Raw genomic sequence first — 16,965 nt, 5'->3', positions numbered from 1 at the left:
TCGCGCGGCGTCCGGCTCAGCGCTTGCCGCTCTGCGCGGCGTGCCTGTCGAGGGCTGCGAGGACGCGGTCGTAGTCGGGCGGCAGCTCGACCGGCGGGTTGGCGAGCCGGCTCGTCACGTCCGCGAGCGCGCGCTCGTGGTATTTCACCTTGAACTCCGTGAATTTGAGGCCGTTCGCTGTCGAGACCACGACGACCCGCTGGCGCTTCTCCACGAGGCCCTTCTTCACGAGCTTCTCCAGCGCCGCGAGGGCGACCGCCGTGTGCGGGCAGGTGTACATCCCGGTGCGATCGGCGCGGGCCGCCGCGTCGCAGAGCTCGTCCTCGGTCACCTCTTCGGCGACGCCGTCCATCGCCTTGAGGGCCAGCATCGCCCTCGGCGCGCTCACCGGGTTGCCGATCTGGATCGCGCTCGCCAGCGTCTCCCCGGCCTTCATCGGCACGACCTCGCTCCGCCCCTCGGACCACGCCTTGAAGAGCGGGTTGGCCCGCGCCGCCTGCGCCACGCAGAGGCGCGGGAACCGCGTCGTCAGGCCGAGGTCCTTCAGCATCTTGAAGCCCGCGTAGAGCGCGTAGGCGTTGCCGAGGTTGCCGCTCGGGAGGATGACCCAGTCGGGCAGCGTCCAGTCGAACTGCTGCACGATCTCGATGGCCACGGTCTTCTGGCCCTCGAGCCGCAGGGCGTTCATCGAGTTCGCCAGATAGACGACGCCGTCGGCCGAGAGGCGCTGCACGATGGCCATGCAGCCGTCGAAGTCGGTGTCCAGCGAGAGGACGAGCGCCCCCGACGCGATCGGCTGGACGAGCTGCGCCGTCGACACCTTGCCCCGCGGCAGCAGCACGACGACGGGCAGACCGGCCGCCGCGCCGTACGCCGCGAGCGACGCCGAGGTGTCCCCGGTCGACGCGCACGCGATCGCGCGCACCTCGAGGCCCTCGCGGATCGCCTTGTTCACCACCGAGACGAGCACCGTCATGCCGAGGTCCTTGAACGACCCCGTGTGGCTGTTGCCGCAGAGCTTCACCCAGACGTCATCGAGCCCGAGCGTGCGGCCGTAGCGGTCGGCCCAGAACAGGTTCGAGCCCCCCTCGTCCATCGACACGATGGCCTCGTCCGGTACCTGCGGAGCGACCCACTCCCGCTTGCCCCAGACCCCGGAGCCGTAGGGCCACACCGTGCGCTTGTAGCGCTCGTCGAAGAGCTTCATCCACGTCGCGGGGCTCCGGTCGCGGAGCGCGTCGATGTCGTGGGCTACGTCGAGCAGGCCGCCGCAGGTGGGGCAACGGTAGAGGGGCTGCGTCAGCGGGTAGCTCCCGGCGCAACCGGACAGGCATCGGAATGCAGCAGAGTAGGCCATGGCAATACGGATCTCCTGGGTGGCGGGAAGCGCCCGCGGAAGGTGGTGTCGGTTCAGTCGAAGCGTGGGGCTTCCATGCCGAGCCGCCTATAGAAGTAGATCGCCGCGTTCCTGGCAAACGATCCCTGCGGGACATAGACGTCGCTGGGCTCCCGTAGCGGCTCGTCGGCCGAGAGCGGCCCGTCGCGGTCGCCGGCCAGGCGCTCGAGATCCTCGAGGAACGCTTCCATCGAGGGATAGCGGTTGTCCGGGCGCTTCCGGATCGCCTTCAGGATCACGGACTCGAGCAGCGGGTCGAGGCTCCGGCGCTTCTCCGAGGGGCGGGGCGGCGGGGTCACGAGCTGCCGGGCGAGGAGCTCGGATTGCTCCGAGCGCGGGAACGGGAGCTCGCCGGTGAAGGCCCGGAACATGACGACGCCGAGCCCGTAGACGTCGGTGCGGGCGTCGGGCAGGTCGCTCACGACCTGCTCGGGCGCCATGTACTCGAGGGTGCCCACCGCGGTGCCTGTCGCCGTGATGAGATCGGCGGCCTGGATCTTCGCGAGGCCGAAATCGAGCACCTTGACCGCGTACGGGTCGCCCTGCGGGCCCACGAGGTAGATGTTGTCCGGCTTCACGTCGCGGTGGATGATCCCGGCGCGGTGCGCGGCGGCGAGCCCGGACGCGGCCTGGGAGAGCACCGGGATGGCGAGGTCCGCGTCCATGCGGCGCTCGCGCCGGAGCCAGTCGCCGAGCGACTCGCCGAAGAGGTACTCCATCACGAGGTAGGGGGCGCCGTCTTCCGAGCGCGTGCCGGCGTCGAGCACCCGGACGAGGTTCGGGTGCCCGATCATCGCGGCGCTCTGCGCCTCGCGCACGAACCGCTCGCGCGTCCGCTCCGCCCGGGCGGCGAACTCCTCGAGGACCTTGATCGCGACCGGCTGGCCCGTCTCGATCTCGACCGCGAGGTAGACGCGCGCCATCGCCCCTTTGCCGAGGTAGCCGCGCACCTCGTAGCGCTCCCCGAGGCGGGTCCCGCGCAGCCGGGTCGGCTTGCACCGGAACAGGTCGACGCGCCGGCCCTCGGCGAGCTCCGCGCCGTCGTAGGGGCAGAACCGATGGCCCGCGTCGTACTCCCGGTGGCAGCGCGCGCAGAACATGGCCTCGCTTCGAATAGCGCTCCGCGCTCCGGCCACGCAAGCCCGCTCGGCGGGCCCCCGCGCTAGCCGCTCTAGCCCGCCTTGCGCGGCGAGCGCCCCGTCAGCTTGGTGTACGCGTGATAGCCGAGCCAGCGGAGCGGCTCGGGCGGGACGCCCCGGAGGGGGGCCATGTAGAACGGCAGATCCCGCCACTGCGCGTCGTCGCCCGCGTAGATGTCGCAGAGCACGCGGCCCGCGAGGTTGGCGAGCGTCACGCCGTGGCCGCTGTAGCCGAGGGCGTAGTACACGTTCCGGTGCTCGCCGCGCACCCCCATGCTGCAGAGCCGGCTCATCGTGATGCCGAGGGTGCCCGTCCAGCGGTGCGCGATCCGCAGCCGCTCGGCCGCAGGGAAATAGCCGGTGAGCCGGCGCCGGATGGCCTCGAACGCCGGCCCGGCCGAGTCGGGGGTGCCCGGGTAGGAGGTCTTGTTCCCGTAGAGGTAGGCGTACGCCGCGTTGCTGCCCCCGCCGAACACCAGCTCACCGGCGGGCGTCATGCTGGCGTACGCGATCCGGTCGCGGTCGTCGCTGAAGCCGGCGACCTGCCCCCAGCCGAGCGCGGCGCGCGCCTCGGCGTCGAGCGGCTCGGTCGCTATCACGTGCGAGTGCAGCGGGAAGACGCCGCTCTTGAAGTAGCCGAGGCGCGGCGTGTAGCCGTTGGTGGCGAGCACGATGGCCGCGGCTCGGACGACGCCCCCCGGCGTGGTCAGCTCGATCGTGCGCCCCTCCCGGATCCCGAGCACCGGCGTGTCTTCGTGGACGGCGACCCCCCACGCGAGCAGCAGCGGGCGCAGGCCGCGCAGCAGGTCGACCCCGTTGAGCTGCCCCTCGGTCGCGTCCAGCACGGCCCCGGCCGCGCCCCGGACCCCGAGCCGCTTCGAGAGCGCCGCGCTGTCCAGGTACTGTAGCGAAATGCCCCAGCTGGCCAGCTGCTCCACCCGAGCGTGCGCCGCCTCGGCCCGGCGCGCGTCGGTGAGCACCTCCATGCATCCGTCGCGGCGGTGGCGCACCGGGAGGTCGTGCTCCTGGATCATCCCGACGATGCCGTCGATCCCCGCGCGCGTCGTCTCGTACACGCGGCGCGTGAGCTCCGGATCGCGAGAGCTCACCCCGTTAATCCAGTTCAGCATCATTCCCCCGTTGCGCCCGCTCGCGCCGTTCGCGAGGTGACGCGCCTCGAGGATCATGATGCGGAGGCTCGGAAATCGGCGGATTAGATGATATGCGGTGGAGATCCCGGTGAACCCTCCTCCGATGATGGCCACGTCGGCCGCCGCGTCCGCGCGCAGCGGAGGGACGGGCTCATAGACCGGGCCCGCCTCGCTCCACACGGAGCGCGCGGAATCGATGTGCGAGCGGGTGTCGACGAGCGCTGCGCGAGCCACGATGATCACCTATCAGAGGAATGCGCCTCTGGCACCATGAACCCCGGGAGCCCTGCTTGAAGCGACGTGTCCGGCTCTGCATGAAGGATCTCTTCCACCAGGACGTGGTGGAGATGATCGAGCGCGAAACCCGCAAATACCAGATCTGGTCCATCGAGGATCCTTCCGACCCGGACTTCGACGCGGCGTATCAGATCCTCTGGGACTGCTTCGGTCCTCACGGAGAGATGGAGCGCAGGGAGGCGATCGAGGCGTTCCTCCGCGACGACCCGTTCACGCCCGAGCCGTCGGGCACGTACATGCGCTACTTCCTGCTCGTGGCGCGAGACGCGGACGGAAAGGTGCGCGGCGTACGCGACGGCACCGTGCTCATCAATCCAGCGTACGCGCCGGACCTCTGCGTCATCTACCTCGCTCATATCTTCATGCTCCCCGAGGCGCGCGGGACGGTGCTGTCGTACTGGCTGCGCATCTCGCCGGTCGAGCTCGCCATGCAGTACCTCACCGACCTCCACGCGATGGGGAAGATCACGCTCCCCGCGCCCTCGGCCCCGGGCAAGTACTTCGGGATGAACGTCGATCTCGCGGCCGAGGTCGAGTACTTCACGCCGGAAGAGCGCCTGTCGTGGCAGCGCATCCTGTTCTACGGCCGCGGCGGGTTCGACGCGATCAACCCGCGCCACTTCCCCTACCGACAGCCCGACTTCCGCGATCCCGACGTGATCCGCGCGACCGGCAACCAGCCGTCTCCCTTCATGGTCCTCGTGCGGCGCATGGGCCGCGAGCGGCAGGCGCAGCTGCCGATCGACGAGGCGAGGGCGCTCATGCGGCTCCTGTACGACGACTTCGCGGATCACTGCGCGCCGCACCTGCTCGAGAACAGCCTCCAGCTCGTCCTCGACCGGCTGGAGGAGCGGGCGAAGCGGAAGAGCTTCGTCGAGCTCTTGCCGCTGCCGACCGGGCCCAGGGACCTGCACCGGTTGAAGCCGCTCTTCCGGCACAACGTGTTCACGAAGTACTACCCGGACAGCCCCGACGTCCGCGGCTACCTGAACAGCGGCATCCGCGAGAAGCTGCTCGCGAACCCGCGCCACCTCGACGAGGAGCTCGCCCACATCGCCCGGGAGCTGGAGACCCGTCCGCCGTTCGTCTACGGGAGCCGGGACAAGACAGCGACCTGGGAGGGCACGCCGCTCTCGCCGGGCTCGGAGCCGATCCCGGACGGGGCCGACCCGGGCGAGATCACCCGCGAGGTGCCGGCGCCGGCGTCGACCCTGCCGCCGCGGTGATCACCACGGCGCCGCGCTGATCACGCCGCCCCGGGCGGAGCGGCGGCGCCGCTCCCGGGGCCGGCCGTCGCGGCCCGCGCGCGCAGGGCGCCCGCGCGGAGCTTTTGCACCGCCGCGGAGGCGGCCTCGTGGGCGTCGAGCGCGCCGCGAAGCACGAGCGCCCGCCCCTTGGCCGCGGCGGCTTCTCCCAGCGTCCCGTCGAGCACGCCCTCGGCGAGCCGGACGAGCGGGCCGATCTCGGCGAGGTTCCGCGCGAGCGCCCGGGCCTCCGTGGCGAGCCCGGACGCCGCCTCGCAGGGCGAGGCGCCCGCGATGGCCGCGGCCTCCTCGCAGAGCTCGTCCGCGACGGGGCCCATGTCGCGCCAGCACGACACGGCCGCGCGCAGGCTGGCCGGCGTGACGTGCGCCGCGCGCGACGCGTGCGACGCGTCGATCCCGCGCGCCGCGTCGACCCGCGGCCCCGCCGTCGCCGCCTGCGCCGCGGCGATGACGGGCGAGAGGGCGAGGAGCGCGCGCTCCAGCGCGCGCGTGGCCTGCTCGACGCGGACGAGGCGCTCCTGCACGTCGGCGCTGGCCAGCGGGGCGTCGCCCAGCGCGAGCGCGGAGAGCCGGCCGGAGACGTCGATGGCGAGCTGCTCGAGGGCGCCGACGATCCGCTGGTCGAAGCGGCGCGGGACGACGTCGAGCACGCAGAGCGCCCCGAGCACGTGCCCGTGCGCGCGCACCGGCACGCCCGCGTACGCGCGGATGCCGTAGCTCTCGACGAGCTCCTTCGGGACGCGCTCGTCGCGCAGCGCGTCGTCGACGATGAGCGGCACCTCGTCGAGCACGACGAGCTGGCAGAACGAGTTGCTCCTCGACGTCGCGCAGCTCACGGCGAGCTCGAGGGGGAGCCCGTATTGCGCGCGCAGGAGCTGGACATGGCGCACGAGCAGGCTGACCACGGCGATCGGCGACCGGGCCAGCTTGGCGGCCCGCACCACGCAGGCGTCGAGGATGGCGTCCGCGTCGGCGCGCAGCACGGCGCCGCGCAGCTCGGCCAGGCGGGCGGGGTCGTTCAGGTCGGCCATCGCGCGATGCTACCCTGCCTGGCGGGGCGCAGGTCGGCCGAGGTCACCCCGGGCGCGCCGCCGCTCCCCTCGCCCGCGCCGCCGCGATGAAGGTGCGGAGGTGCACCTCGACCACCCGGCTCACGTCGGGCGTGTACCCACCCGCGAGCACCCACGCGATCGGAACGCCTCGCTCGCGCGCGGCCCGGAACACGATCTCGTCGCGCGCGTAGAGATCGTCGTGCGTCAGGTCGAGCGGCGAGTACGGGTCCTCGCGGAACGGGTCCGCGCCGGCCTGGTACAGGATCAGGTCGGGCGCGGCGCGGTCGATCGCCGGGCCGAGGTGCCGCTCCAGGATCTCGAGGTAGGCGGCGCCGCCGCTCCCGCCCGGGACCGGGACGGACCAGCAGTTCTCCGTGTCCGGGGCGCGCTCGCCCTCGACGTCGCGGTATGCCCGGTTCTGCTTGTACCAGCTGCCGTAGATGGAGAGCTGGAACGCCCAGGGGCGCGACGCGAGCAGCGAGGCGGTGCCGTTGCCGTAGTGGAGGTCCATGTCGACCACCAAGCCGCGGCGGATGCGCCCCTCGGCGCGCGCGCGCTCCAGCGCGACGACGAGGCCGTTGAAGGTGCAGAAGCCCTCGCCGTGGCCCTCGTGCGCGTGGTGGAAGCCGCTCGCGAGGTTGCCCGCGACGCCGTCCTCGAGGGCCGCGGCGGCGGCGGCGACGCAGCCGCCGTTCGTGAAGCGCACCGCCCCGGCCAGCGCCGGCGACCACGGGAACTTCTGCGACTCGGCCAGCGCCCGGGGCTCGCCGGTCGCGATCGCCTGGACGTACGCGGGCGCGTGGACGCGCAGGAGGTCCTCGTCACAGGCCGCCTCGGGCTCCTCGACGCGCGCGGGCAGGCCGCTCCGCTCGATCGCCTCGCGCACGAGGGCGAACTTGCGCATCGGCATGACGTGCTCGCCGATGTCCGCGAAGTAGCGCGGCGTGTGGAACACCCGGATCGGGGGCGAGGCGGCGGCGTCAGAGGTCACTTGCAGACCGACTCGAGGTGGTCGAGCGCCTCGCCGACGTGGCGCGAGGCGAAGATCAGCGCCGGCCGGAAGCGGAGCGTGCGATCGCCCGAGCCGCCCACCTCGAGGCCGCGGTTGCGGAGCGCGGTGAGCGCCGCGTCGCGGCGGGCGGCGTGGGGGAAGTCGACAGCGGCGAAGGTGCCGCTGCCCCGGGCGCCCGAGAGCACCCCGGGGTAGCGCCGGCAGAGGTCCTCGAGGCCGGCGACCAGGCGCTCGCCGGTCGCCCGCGTGTTCTCGAGGAGCCGGTCGCGCTCGATGACCTCGAGGATCACCTCGAGCTGCGCGCCGCGGAGCGGGTCGCCGAGCCAGGTGTTGAAGACGCGCAGCGGCTCGATCGGCGCGAGCTCCTCGCGGCAGTAGAAGCCGCCGAGCTGCATCTTCTTGGAGAACGTGACCATGTCCGGCGGCTCGGGCAGGTCCCACGCCTCGTGCGCCCAGAGCGCGCCGGTCCCGCCGCCGCAGGTCTGCACCTCGTCGATGATGAGCGCGACGCCGCGCTCCGCGGTGAGGCGGCGGAGCGCCTGGAAGAAGGCCGGGCTCGCGTGGCGGTCGCCGCCCTCGCCCTGGATCGGCTCGACGATGACCGCGGCGACCTCGTCCGGGTGCGCGTCGAGCGCCGCCTCGACCGCCTCGAGCGAGCGCGCCTCGGCGGCGCGGTTCTGCTCGGCGTGCGCGGCGAGGGGGAAATGGCTCGCGGGGAACGGCGCGACGGGCCAGTCGAACGCGGGGATGTCGAGCTTGTGGATCGGCTTGCTCCGCGTCGCCGAGAGGGCGCCCATGCTGCGGCCGTGGAAGCCGCCCTCGAAGGAGAGCACCTTGAAGGCGTTCACGCCGGGCTGCCGGTTGAGCATGGCCGCGGCGAGGTCGCCGTCGCTCGGCTGCGCGCCGCCGCGCCGGCGCCGGGCGAGCCGGATGAACGCGGCCTTGAGCGCGTTCTCGACCGCCTCCGCGCCGGTCGTGAACGTGAAGACGCGCGTGTGCCCCTTCGGCGCGACGCGCATCAGCGTCTTCTCGACGAGGTCGACCCACTCGGGCGCGGGCGCGACGCCGAGCGCGGAGCGGTAGCCCGCGCACCAGTCGAAGCGGCCGTCGCGCCACGCGGCGAGCAGGTCCGGGTGGTTGTAGCCGATGGGCACGGCGGCGATGTGCCCGTACACGTCGAGCAGGACGTTGCCGTCCACGTCGACCATGTAGTTGCCCAGGCTCTTGCGCGCGTCCTGATAGAAGTGGATCGGGCGCGCGTCCTGGTAGCGATGGTGGCGGGCGCGGAGCGCCTCGGACGCAGGCCCCGGGATGGCGGTGCGCATCGAGGCGCGCTCGGGCTCGCCGGGGATGGGCGGAGGGGAGTGGGTCTGGGCGTTCATGGTCGGACTCCAATGCAACGGCAGCGGCGGAGCGTCACGCAGATCCGTCGGCCGCGGCGGCCGGCTCGACGCGCACCACGATCGATTTCGACGCGGGCGTGTGGCTCTTCTCGGCGATGCTGCCGAGCGGCACGAGCACGTTCGCCTCGGGGAAGTAGGCCGCGACGTTGCCGCGGGGGATCGTGTACAGCACGACGCGGAACGCGCGCGCGACGCGCTCCCCGTCGGAGAAGCGGCTCGTGACGTCGACGAGGTCCCCCTGGGCGAGACCGCGCTCGGCCGCGTCGTCGGCGTTCATGAACACGACGCGGCGCCCGCCCCGGACGCCGCGGTAGCGGTCGTCGAGGCCGTAGATGGTCGTGTTGTACTGATCGTGGCTGCGGATCGTCATCATCAGGAGCTCGCCCGGCTCGAGATCGTGCCGCGGGAGCGGGTGGATCACGAAGTTCGCCTTGCCCGTCGCCGTGCGGAACTCGCGCCGCGCCGCCGCGTTCGGCAGGGCGAAGCCGCGCGGGTCCCGGACGCGCGCGTTGAAATCGTCGAACCCGTCGATGGTGCGCTCGATGAGATCGCGGATCCTGTCGTAATCGGCGGTGAGCTCCTCCCAGGGCACGCGCGAGCGCGCGCCGAGCGTCGCGCGCGCGAGGCCCGCCACGATGGCCACCTCGCTCCGCAGCAGCTCCGAGGCCGGCGGGAGGCCGCCGCGCGAGCTCGAGACGACGCCCATCGAGTTCTCGACGGTCACGAACTGCGGGCCTCCAGCCTGCACGTCGCGCTCGGTGCGGCCCAGGCAAGGCAGGATGAGCGCGCGCCTGCCCGTCACGAGGTGGGCCCGGTTCAGCTTGGTCGAGACGTGCGCGGTGAGGTCGCACCGCGCGAGGGCGCGGGCGGTCAGGGCCGTGTCCGGCGTGGCCGAGAGGAAGTTGCCGCCGAGCGCGAAGAAGACGCGGGCGCGCCCCTCGGCCATCGCCGCGATCGCGGCGACGGTGTCGAGCCCGTGGCGGCGCGGCGGGGCGAAGCCGAAGTTCTGCTCGATCCGATCGAGGAGCTCCGCGGGCGGGCGCTCCCAGATGCCCATCGTCCGGTCGCCCTGCACGTTGCTGTGCCCGCGCACCGGGCACGCGCCCGCGCCGGGCCGCCCGATGTTGCCGCGAAGGAGCAGGAAGCTCATCACCTGCTGCACGTTGGCCACGCCGTTCTGGTGCTGCGTGAGGCCCATGGCCCAGCACGCGATCGTGCGCTCGGAGCGCATCGCGATCTCGGCCGCCGCCCGGATCCGGTCGCGCGGGACCCCGCTCTGCGCGACGATGTCGTCCCAGGGCGCGCCGCGCACGGCGCCCGCGAACGCCTCGAAGCCGTGGGTGTGGCCCGCGATGAACGCGCGATCGAGCACGGCGCCCGGCCTCCGCTCCTCCTCTTCGAGCATCTCCTTGATGATCCCGGTGAAGAGCGCGACGTCGCCGTTGATGCGCACCTGGAGGAAGAGCGTCGAGAGCGGCACGCCGGAGCCGACGAGATCGAGCGGGTGCTGCGGGTGCTGGAAGCGCTCGTTGCCGGCCTCGGGGAGCGGGTTCACCGTCACGATCTCGCACCCTCGCAGCCGCGCCTCGCGCAGCGCCGAGAGCATGCGCGGGTGGTTCGTCCCCGGGTTCTGCCCGACGACGAAGATCGCGTCGGCCAGCTCGAAATCGTGGAGGGATACGGTCCCTTTGCCCACGCCGATGGCCTCGCGCAGGCCGACGCCGCTCGACTCGTGGCACATGTTCGAGCAGTCGGGCAGGTTGTTCGTCCCGAGCTCGCGCACGAACAGCTGGTAGAGGAACGCCGCCTCGTTGCTCGTGCGCCCCGACGTGTAGAAGAGGGCCTCGTCCGGCGAGCCGAGGGCGCGCAGCGACGAGGCGACGACGTCGAGCGCCTCGTCCCACGACACCGGGCGGTAATGCGACGCGCCCTCGTCGAGCAGCATCGGGTGGACGAGCCGCCCCTGCTTGCCGAGCCAGTGGTCCGACTGCCGCGAGAGCGCCTCGACGCTGTGCTCCCGGAAGAACTCGGGCGTGACCCGGCGGAGCGTCGCCTCCTCGGCGACCGCCTTGGCGCCGTTCTCGCAGAACTCCGCGATCGAGCGCTTCTCCTCGGGCTCGGGCCACGCGCAGCCGGGGCAGTCGAAGCCCTCGCCCTGGTTCACGCGGAGGAGCGTGCGCACGGCGCGCGCGACCCCCATCTCGCCGACCGCGTGCCGGAGCGTCGCGCCGACCGCCGGGAGCCCGCCGGCCGCCGCGCTGCGCTCGCCGATGCTGGGCGCCTCGGGCTCCAGAGGCGGCTCCGCCTGCACGTCGCGCGGCACGTCGCGGGCCGTCACGACGCGACCTCCGCCGGGACCGCGACCGGGACCTCGATGCGCTCCCGGCCCGCGTACACGTTGAATCGCCCGTCGCGCGCGAAGCCGACGAGCGTCATCCCGTGCGCCGCTGCGAGCTCGGCGGCCAAGCTCGAGGGCGCCCCGACGGCGACCATCACCGGGATCGAGGCCCGGAGCGCCTTCTGCACGAGCTCGAACCCGGCGCGCCCGCTGACCATGAGCACCGCGCCCGGGTCGGGCAGCCGCCCTGCGAGCAGCGCGGCGCCGATCAGCTTGTCGACGGCGTTGTGGCGCCCGACGTCCTCGCGAAGGTCGGCGAGCGCGCCGCTCACGTCGAAGAGGGCCGCCGCGTGCAGCCCCCCGGTCCGCCCGAACACCGGCTGCGCGCCGCGGAGACGCGCGGCGAGCCCGTGCACGACGCCCGGCGCGAGCCGGGGGACGCCCCGCGCGAGCGGAGAGGGCGGCGCGAGGGCCGCGACGTCGATCGATGCCTTGCCGCAGACGCCGCAGCTCGCGCTCGCGACCGCGAGGGCGCGCTCGGTGCGCCCGAGATCGACGGCCACGTCATCGCCGAGCGTGACGCGCACGAGGTCGCCCGAGGGGCCGAGAGCCTCCTCGACGGCGACCACGTCGGCCGCGCGGGAGATGACCCCCTCGGCGAACAGGAGGCCGACCGCGAGCTCGCGGTCGTTGCCGGGCGTGCGCATCGTGATGCCGAGGCGACGCTCGGCGCGGCGCGCGTCCCCGGGGGCGCGCGCGACGACGACGATCTCGAGCGGCTCCTCGACGGCGAGCAGATCTTCGGCGTCCGAGGCGGCCTCGTCCGTGATCCTGCGGATCGAAACGGTGGTGGTGCTTGACGGCATGGCGGCGTGTCCGGCGCTCTCCATCGTAGCCCGCGGCGACCCGCCGAGCAGGATTCGCGTGGAGCTGCCCGCCTGGCCGCCGCGGACCGCGCTCCGACGCGCCCCGGGCGGAGCCCTCGCAGGGATCTCCGCCGAACATCCGAAGCCTGCGACGGGTCGCGGAGCCCCAGGGACTCCTGGCCCCGGCTATCCCGAGGACCACGCCGCGCAGAGCCGCTCGAGCTCCCGCTCGGGTACGTCGAGCGGCGCCTTGCCGCGCCACGCCGGCGGGAACAGCGGCATCACCGCGCTCCGGAGCACCGGCGCGAACCCAGCGACCTCCGCCGGCCCCCGCGGGATGCGGATCAGGGGCACGCGCTCGCCCGGGAACGCCGCCAGGCGCGCGAGCGCGTTCTCGCGGATCGGCGCGAGCTCGCCCTGGCTCACCTCGCGCGCGTGGACGGCCTGGTAATGGCGCAGGAACGACTCGGCCCGGCCGCGCGGGATCTCGTCGCGCTCCTCCTCGCCGACCTGGCGCACCACCGCGAGCAGCGGCAGCGGCACCGGCGTGACACCCAGCGCCGCGATGTCGCGAAAATCCGGCTGCGCGTACGGGAGCACGTCTGGCGGGACGATCGCGAACCCAGCGCGCCCGTACGCGATGAGCCGCACCACCGTGTCGCGGTCGTCCGGATCGACGGCCTCCATCTCGGCCGCGAGCATCACCTCCGCGCCGTCGCCGCCGGCCCCCTCGCCCCCTGCGAGCCCCGCGCTCTCGATCGCGCGGCGCGCGAGCCCGACGGGCGCCGCGCGCAGCAGGGCGGCGAGCCCGGTGCGGCGGAAGGCCGGCAGGACGAGCGCGTGCGACAGGAGCGCCACGCAGCGCCGCGCCGCGCGGTCCAGCGTGACGTAGCAATCGCGCACGCCGGCGAGGTGCCCCTCCGCGTCGCGCGCGAGCAGCAGGTGGTACGTCGCGGAGATCGGCGCCCCCGCGTCCGTGTGCGCCCCGGTGAGCCACGCCCAGAGCACCTCGCGGCGCTCGAGCTCGCCCTTCGGCCCGAAGACCGCGTCGAGCGCCCGGTAGCCCTCGTCGAACGCCGCGCCGTCCTGCGCCTCGTCCACGGAGAACTGCGCGAGCGCCCGCGCGACCTTCTCCGGCCCCTCCCCCGGGCAGACGTCGCGCGGATCGACGATCATCCGGCCATCTCGCGCAGCACCGCGTCGAAGACGCCGATCGCCTCGTCGACGTCCGAGACCGTCGTGATGAGGTGCGGCCGCAGCCGCACCGAGCGCGTCCCCGTGTAGCTCGCGAACACCCCGCGGCGGAGCGCGCGCGCGAGGAAATCGTCGCGCGCCGCGGTCGTCGGCAGGTCGAACGCGAGCAGGAAGCCGCGGCCGCGCGGCTCGCTCGCGAGCGCGGGGTAGCGCTCGCAGAGCTCCTCGAGCCGCGAGAGGAAATGGCGGCCCGTGGCGCGCACGTTGCCGAGCAGGTCCTCGGACTCGATCGCGCGGAGCGTCGCCAGCGCGATCGCGGACCGCGCGCGGTCGCCGTTGCGCGTCTGGTACATGCGCCCGAACTGCGCGACGTCGTACGCCGACGTCGCGAAGAACCCGCCCATCTGCATCTTCTTCCCGAAGCACATGAGATCGGGCGGGCGCGGCAGATCGAGCTGCTCGTGCGCCCACAGCGTGCCGGTGATCCCCATCCCGGTCTGCACCTCGTCCAGGATGAGCGCCGCCCCCGCCTTCCCGGCGAGCTCCTGCGCGCGCCGGAAGAAGGCCGGGCTCGCGTGCCGGTCGCCCCCCTCGGACTGCACGGGCTCGACGATCACGGCGGCCACCCGGCCGTCGTGCGCGTCGAGGATCCGCTCGAGCGCGGCGAGGGCCTCCGCCTCGGCGCGGTCGTTCTCGTCGGCGAAGCGCGCCAGCGGGAAGCGGCTCGCGGGGAAGGGCGCCGTCGGCCAGGGGAACGCGGGCAGGTCGGCCTTGTGGATCACCTTCGAGTGCGTGGCGGACATCGGCCCGAGGCCCCGGCCGTGGAACGCGCCGGCGAACGACACGACCACCGCGTCGGTGCCCGCGTTGTCGAGGATGCTCTTCTGCAGATCCTCCGGCAGATCGAGCGGGTTCCTCGGCATCCCGGCGGCCTCCCGCCGGCGCTCGCCGTGCCGGATGAACGCCGCCTTGATCGCGGACTCGACGCCCTCGCCCCCCGCGTCCACGCAGAAGACGCGCGCCATGCCGCGCGGCGCGAACCGCTGCTCGAGCGCCTCCACGAACTCGAACCAGGCCGGCGTCGTCACGAACGGCGTCGACGTCGGGTTCGCGACGGCGCGGATGAAGCCCTCGCGGTGCGCCGCCTCGACCAGCGCGGGGTGGTTGTAGCCGAGCGCCCCGAGCGCGAAGTTCGCGAACAGGTCCAGGAACACGTTGCCGTCCACGTCGACGAGCGAGCACCCGCGGCTCGCCACGTCGTCCATCACGACAGCGCGATACCTTGACTGCATGTCGAAGCCGCCGCGCGCCATCCAGGCCCGCGCCTTCGGCCCGGGCAGCTCGGTGACGACTCTTCGCGGAGGGACGGACGGGAGCGTGGGGCGATCGGAGAAATCCATAGGCAGCGCGAGTATCCCGCACACCGGGGCGGGTGTCATCGCCGCTTGCCGCCCCCTGGTGCGCGGGTTTACGACGGGGGCATGGGTGACACGCGCGAGACGGTGAAGAGGCTTTGGATCGACAACGCCGAGAGGGAGGCGCTCTCCGGCGAGACGTTCGAGACCGCGAACCCCGCGACGGGCGGGGCGCTCGCGCGGCTCGCCCGCGGCCGCCGCGAGGACGTGGACGCGGCCGTGGCGTCCGCGCGCGCGGCGTTTCCGCGCTGGGCGGCGATGGATCCCAACGAGCGCGCGCGCATCCTGTGGAAGGCGGGGGAGCTGATCCTCGCGCGCTGCGAGGAGCTGGCGCGGCTCGAGGCGCTCGACACGGGCAAGCCGATCACGGCCGCGCGGACGATCGACGTGCCGCGCACGGCGGACACGTTCTTCTACTTCTCCGGGTGGGCGACGAAGCTCGGCGGCGAGACGATCCCGGTCCGGGGTCCGTTCCTGAACTACACCGTGCGCGAGCCGCTCGGCGTCATCGGCGCGATCATCCCCTGGAACTTCCCGCTCCTGCTCGCGGCGCGGAAGGTGGCGCCCGCGCTCGCGGTGGGCAATGTGGTGGTCGTCAAGCCGCCGGAGGAGGCGAGCCTCACGACGCTGGAGCTGGCGCGCCTCCTCGCGGAGGCGGGGGTGCCGCCGGGGGTCGTCAACGTCGTCACGGGGCACGGCGAGGAGGCGGGGGCTGCGCTCGTCGAGCACCCGGGCGTCGCGAAGATCTCGTTCACGGGCGGCACGGAGACGGGCAGGACGATCATGCGCGCGGCGGCGGGCACGCTGAAGAAGCTGTCGCTGGAGCTGGGCGGCAAGAGCCCCAACATCGTCTTCGCGGACGCGGACGTGGAGAGCGCCGCGAAGGCGGCGGTGACGGCCATCTTCTACAACCAGGGCGAGCTCTGCACGGCGGGGAGCCGGCTCCTCGTGGAGCGGTCGGTGCACGACCGCGTGCTGGAGGTGGTCACGAGCGGCGCGCGCCGGCTGGTCCCTGGCGATCCGCTCGATCCGTCGACGCAGATGGGCCCCCTCGTCTCGGAGGCGCACTTCACGAAGGTGCTCGGCTACATCGACCGTGGCGCGGCCGAGGGGGCGCGCCGCGAGACCGGCGGGCGCTGCGAGGGCCCGGGGTTCTTCGTCGAGCCGACGGTGTTCTCGGCGGTCTCCCCGTCGATGAGCCTCGCCCGCGAGGAGATCTTCGGCCCCGTGCTGGCGGTCCTCCCCTTCGACGACGTGGAGGAGGCTGCGCGCATCGCGAACGCGACCGAGTTCGGCCTCGCGGCGGGCATCTGGACGCGCGACGTCGGCAAGGCGCACGCGCTGGCCGCGCGCCTCTCGGCAGGCACGGTCTGGATCAACACGTACAACCGCTTCGACGCGGCGAGCCCGTATGGCGGATACAAGCAGTCCGGCTTCGGGCGGGAGAACGGCCGCGCGGTGCTCGACGAGCTAACGCAGCTGAAGTCCGTCTGGGTCTCTCTTAGCTAAACGGGGCTCACCCGCTCGGGGACGCATCGACTGCAACGACGCGCCTCCGAGCGTCTCCCTCTGCCATCCTCGCCCACAGCCAATTACTTCGGCGGGGGCGCGGCCTCCTTCGTGCCGGGCTTCGTGCCAGCGCCCGGCGGCTGCGCGCCGCCCTGGGTCCCTGTCGCGCCCGCGCCCGCCGTACCGAGCTTCTGCGAGAGCGCCTCCGCGTCCTTCAGGTGCTTCTCGATCGTCGGCCGGAGGTCCTTCTCGACCAGCGCCTTCAGATCGGCGTTCTTCGCGTCCGGCAGCGCCTTCCTGTCGAGGAAGTCGAGCGTGTTCTGGTGATCCTTGATCATGGTGGCCACGAACTGCTGATCGAAATCGGCCCCTTGCAGCGCCTTCAGCTGCTCGAGCGCGTGTTGCGTCTCGTCGGTGAGCTGCTTGCTCTTGTCCGAGTCCGCGGCCGTGATACCGAGCTTCTTGGCCAGCTTGGCCTGCTTCGCCTTGGCCTCGGTGTGGTGCTGGGTGATGACCTTGGCATAGGCCTTCACGTCCTTGCTCTTGGCCTTCGTCTGCGCGAGCTGGGCCTCGTCGATCTCCTTCTTGTTCGAGGCGTCGAGGACAGCGAGGATCTGCTCGTCGGTCAGCGGGGCCTCGACGGGCGCGCTCGGCATCGTGGTCGTCCCCGGCTGCGTCGCCCCCGCCTCCGGCTCGGTGCCGGGCTGGGGAGCCGGCGGCGTCGCGGGAGGCGCCGCCTCCGGCAGCGGCGGGGCGGCGGTCGGGGCCGGCTGCGGTGGTGCTTCGTTCGTGCTCGGGCTGCTCGCCGGGGGCGGGTTGGAGCAGCCGACGCCGACAGCGAGACCGATCGTCAGGACGAGAGCGTTACGCGATGCGACCATGGGTAAAGACCTCCTCACGTGGATTCGAGTGCCGGGCCCCGTGCAAG

General features: G+C 73.0%; 13 protein-coding genes. 2 read left to right on the top strand and 11 right to left on the bottom strand.

What is annotated here, in order from left to right:
• Positions 1 to 16: 16 nt before the first annotated feature.
• From thrC to WMF19_RS51475, 3 genes are all read right to left on the bottom strand, one after another.
• Positions 17 to 1,357, bottom strand: coding sequence for a threonine synthase (gene thrC / locus WMF19_RS51485; protein WP_437897063.1), 1,341 nt, complete (start codon positions 1,355 to 1,357; stop codon positions 17 to 19).
• Positions 1,358 to 1,410: 53 nt separating this feature from the next.
• Positions 1,411 to 2,496, bottom strand: a complete 1,086-nt coding sequence (locus WMF19_RS51480; protein WP_437326747.1) for a serine/threonine-protein kinase — start codon at positions 2,494 to 2,496, stop codon at positions 1,411 to 1,413.
• A 71-nt stretch (positions 2,497 to 2,567) separates the two neighbouring features.
• A complete protein-coding gene (locus tag WMF19_RS51475; protein ID WP_437897062.1) occupies positions 2,568 to 3,920 on the bottom strand; it encodes an NAD(P)/FAD-dependent oxidoreductase in 1,353 nt (450 codons plus the stop codon).
• A gap of 56 nt (positions 3,921 to 3,976) precedes the next feature.
• Between WMF19_RS51475 and WMF19_RS51470 the strand changes: the two genes are divergently transcribed.
• Positions 3,977 to 5,209 carry a hypothetical protein gene (locus WMF19_RS51470; protein ID WP_272096906.1) on the top strand — a complete coding sequence of 411 codons (1,233 nt, stop codon included), beginning with the start codon at positions 3,977 to 3,979 and terminating at the stop codon, positions 5,207 to 5,209.
• A 20-nt stretch (positions 5,210 to 5,229) separates the two neighbouring features.
• Here WMF19_RS51470 and WMF19_RS51465 read toward each other — a convergent pair whose 3' ends face one another.
• From WMF19_RS51465 to WMF19_RS51435, 7 genes are all read right to left on the bottom strand, one after another.
• A complete protein-coding gene (locus WMF19_RS51465; RefSeq protein WP_437897061.1) occupies positions 5,230 to 6,279 on the bottom strand; it encodes a GAF domain-containing protein in 1,050 nt (349 codons plus the stop codon).
• Positions 6,280 to 6,322: 43 nt separating this feature from the next.
• Positions 6,323 to 7,291 carry a histone deacetylase family protein gene (locus tag WMF19_RS51460; protein WP_437897060.1) on the bottom strand — a complete coding sequence of 323 codons (969 nt, stop codon included), beginning with the start codon at positions 7,289 to 7,291 and terminating at the stop codon, positions 6,323 to 6,325.
• The gene (locus WMF19_RS51455; protein WP_437897059.1) at positions 7,288 to 8,694 is read right to left on the bottom strand and encodes an aminotransferase class III-fold pyridoxal phosphate-dependent enzyme; all 1,407 of its coding nucleotides are present in this window, start codon (positions 8,692 to 8,694) and stop codon (positions 7,288 to 7,290) included. Before WMF19_RS51455 ends, WMF19_RS51460 begins: the two co-directional genes overlap by 4 nt.
• A gap of 34 nt (positions 8,695 to 8,728) precedes the next feature.
• Positions 8,729 to 11,053, bottom strand: a complete 2,325-nt coding sequence (locus WMF19_RS51450) for an FdhF/YdeP family oxidoreductase (protein WP_437897058.1) — start codon at positions 11,051 to 11,053, stop codon at positions 8,729 to 8,731.
• Complete coding sequence (locus WMF19_RS51445; RefSeq protein WP_437897057.1) at positions 11,050 to 11,919, bottom strand: formate dehydrogenase accessory sulfurtransferase FdhD; 870 nt, start codon at positions 11,917 to 11,919, stop codon at positions 11,050 to 11,052. The genes WMF19_RS51450 and WMF19_RS51445 overlap by 4 nt, the downstream gene beginning before the upstream one ends.
• 186 nt (positions 11,920 to 12,105) lie before the next feature.
• Complete coding sequence (locus tag WMF19_RS51440; protein WP_437897056.1) at positions 12,106 to 13,095, bottom strand: hypothetical protein; 990 nt, start codon at positions 13,093 to 13,095, stop codon at positions 12,106 to 12,108.
• On the bottom strand, positions 13,092 to 14,513 hold the full coding sequence (locus tag WMF19_RS51435; protein WP_437897055.1) for an aminotransferase class III-fold pyridoxal phosphate-dependent enzyme: 1,422 nt from the start codon (positions 14,511 to 14,513) through the stop codon (positions 13,092 to 13,094). Before WMF19_RS51435 ends, WMF19_RS51440 begins: the two co-directional genes overlap by 4 nt.
• Before the next feature lie 81 nt (positions 14,514 to 14,594).
• Here WMF19_RS51435 and WMF19_RS51430 point away from each other — a divergent pair, with 81 nt between their 5' ends.
• A complete protein-coding gene (locus WMF19_RS51430; RefSeq protein ID WP_437897054.1) occupies positions 14,595 to 16,037 on the top strand; it encodes an aldehyde dehydrogenase family protein in 1,443 nt (480 codons plus the stop codon).
• An 83-nt stretch (positions 16,038 to 16,120) separates the two neighbouring features.
• On the opposite strand, the gene WMF19_RS51425 is transcribed toward WMF19_RS51430, so the two are convergent.
• Positions 16,121 to 16,918 (bottom strand): DUF4142 domain-containing protein, encoded by a 798-nt coding sequence (locus WMF19_RS51425; RefSeq protein WP_437897053.1) that lies wholly within the window; start codon positions 16,916 to 16,918, stop codon positions 16,121 to 16,123.
• Positions 16,919 to 16,965 lie beyond the last annotated feature (47 nt).

The sequence above is a fragment of the Sorangium sp. So ce124 genome (assembly GCF_051525235.1).
Lineage (GTDB): Bacteria > Myxococcota_A > Polyangia > Polyangiales > Polyangiaceae > Sorangium > Sorangium atrum.
This window is presented reverse-complemented; position numbering and strand designations above follow the sequence as displayed.

Bases quoted from the DNA above. Each gene is read 5' to 3' on its own strand.
- WMF19_RS51425 (WP_437897053.1), bottom strand. From the start codon at position 16,918: ATGGTCGCATCGCGTAACGCTCTCGTCCTGACGATCGGTCTCGCTGTC.
- WMF19_RS51445 (WP_437897057.1), bottom strand. From the start codon at position 11,919: ATGCCGTCAAGCACCACCACCGTTTCGATCCGCAGGATCACGGACGAG.
- WMF19_RS51435 (WP_437897055.1), bottom strand. From the start codon at position 14,513: ATGGATTTCTCCGATCGCCCCACGCTCCCGTCCGTCCCTCCGCGAAGA.
- WMF19_RS51440 (WP_437897056.1), bottom strand. From the start codon at position 13,095: ATGATCGTCGATCCGCGCGACGTCTGCCCGGGGGAGGGGCCGGAGAAG.
- WMF19_RS51465 (WP_437897061.1), bottom strand. From the start codon at position 6,279: ATGGCCGACCTGAACGACCCCGCCCGCCTGGCCGAGCTGCGCGGCGCC.
- thrC (WP_437897063.1), bottom strand. From the start codon at position 1,357: ATGGCCTACTCTGCTGCATTCCGATGCCTGTCCGGTTGCGCCGGGAGC.
- WMF19_RS51480 (WP_437326747.1), bottom strand. From the start codon at position 2,496: ATGTTCTGCGCGCGCTGCCACCGGGAGTACGACGCGGGCCATCGGTTC.
- WMF19_RS51455 (WP_437897059.1), bottom strand. From the start codon at position 8,694: ATGAACGCCCAGACCCACTCCCCTCCGCCCATCCCCGGCGAGCCCGAG.
- WMF19_RS51430 (WP_437897054.1), top strand. From the start codon at position 14,595: ATGGGTGACACGCGCGAGACGGTGAAGAGGCTTTGGATCGACAACGCC.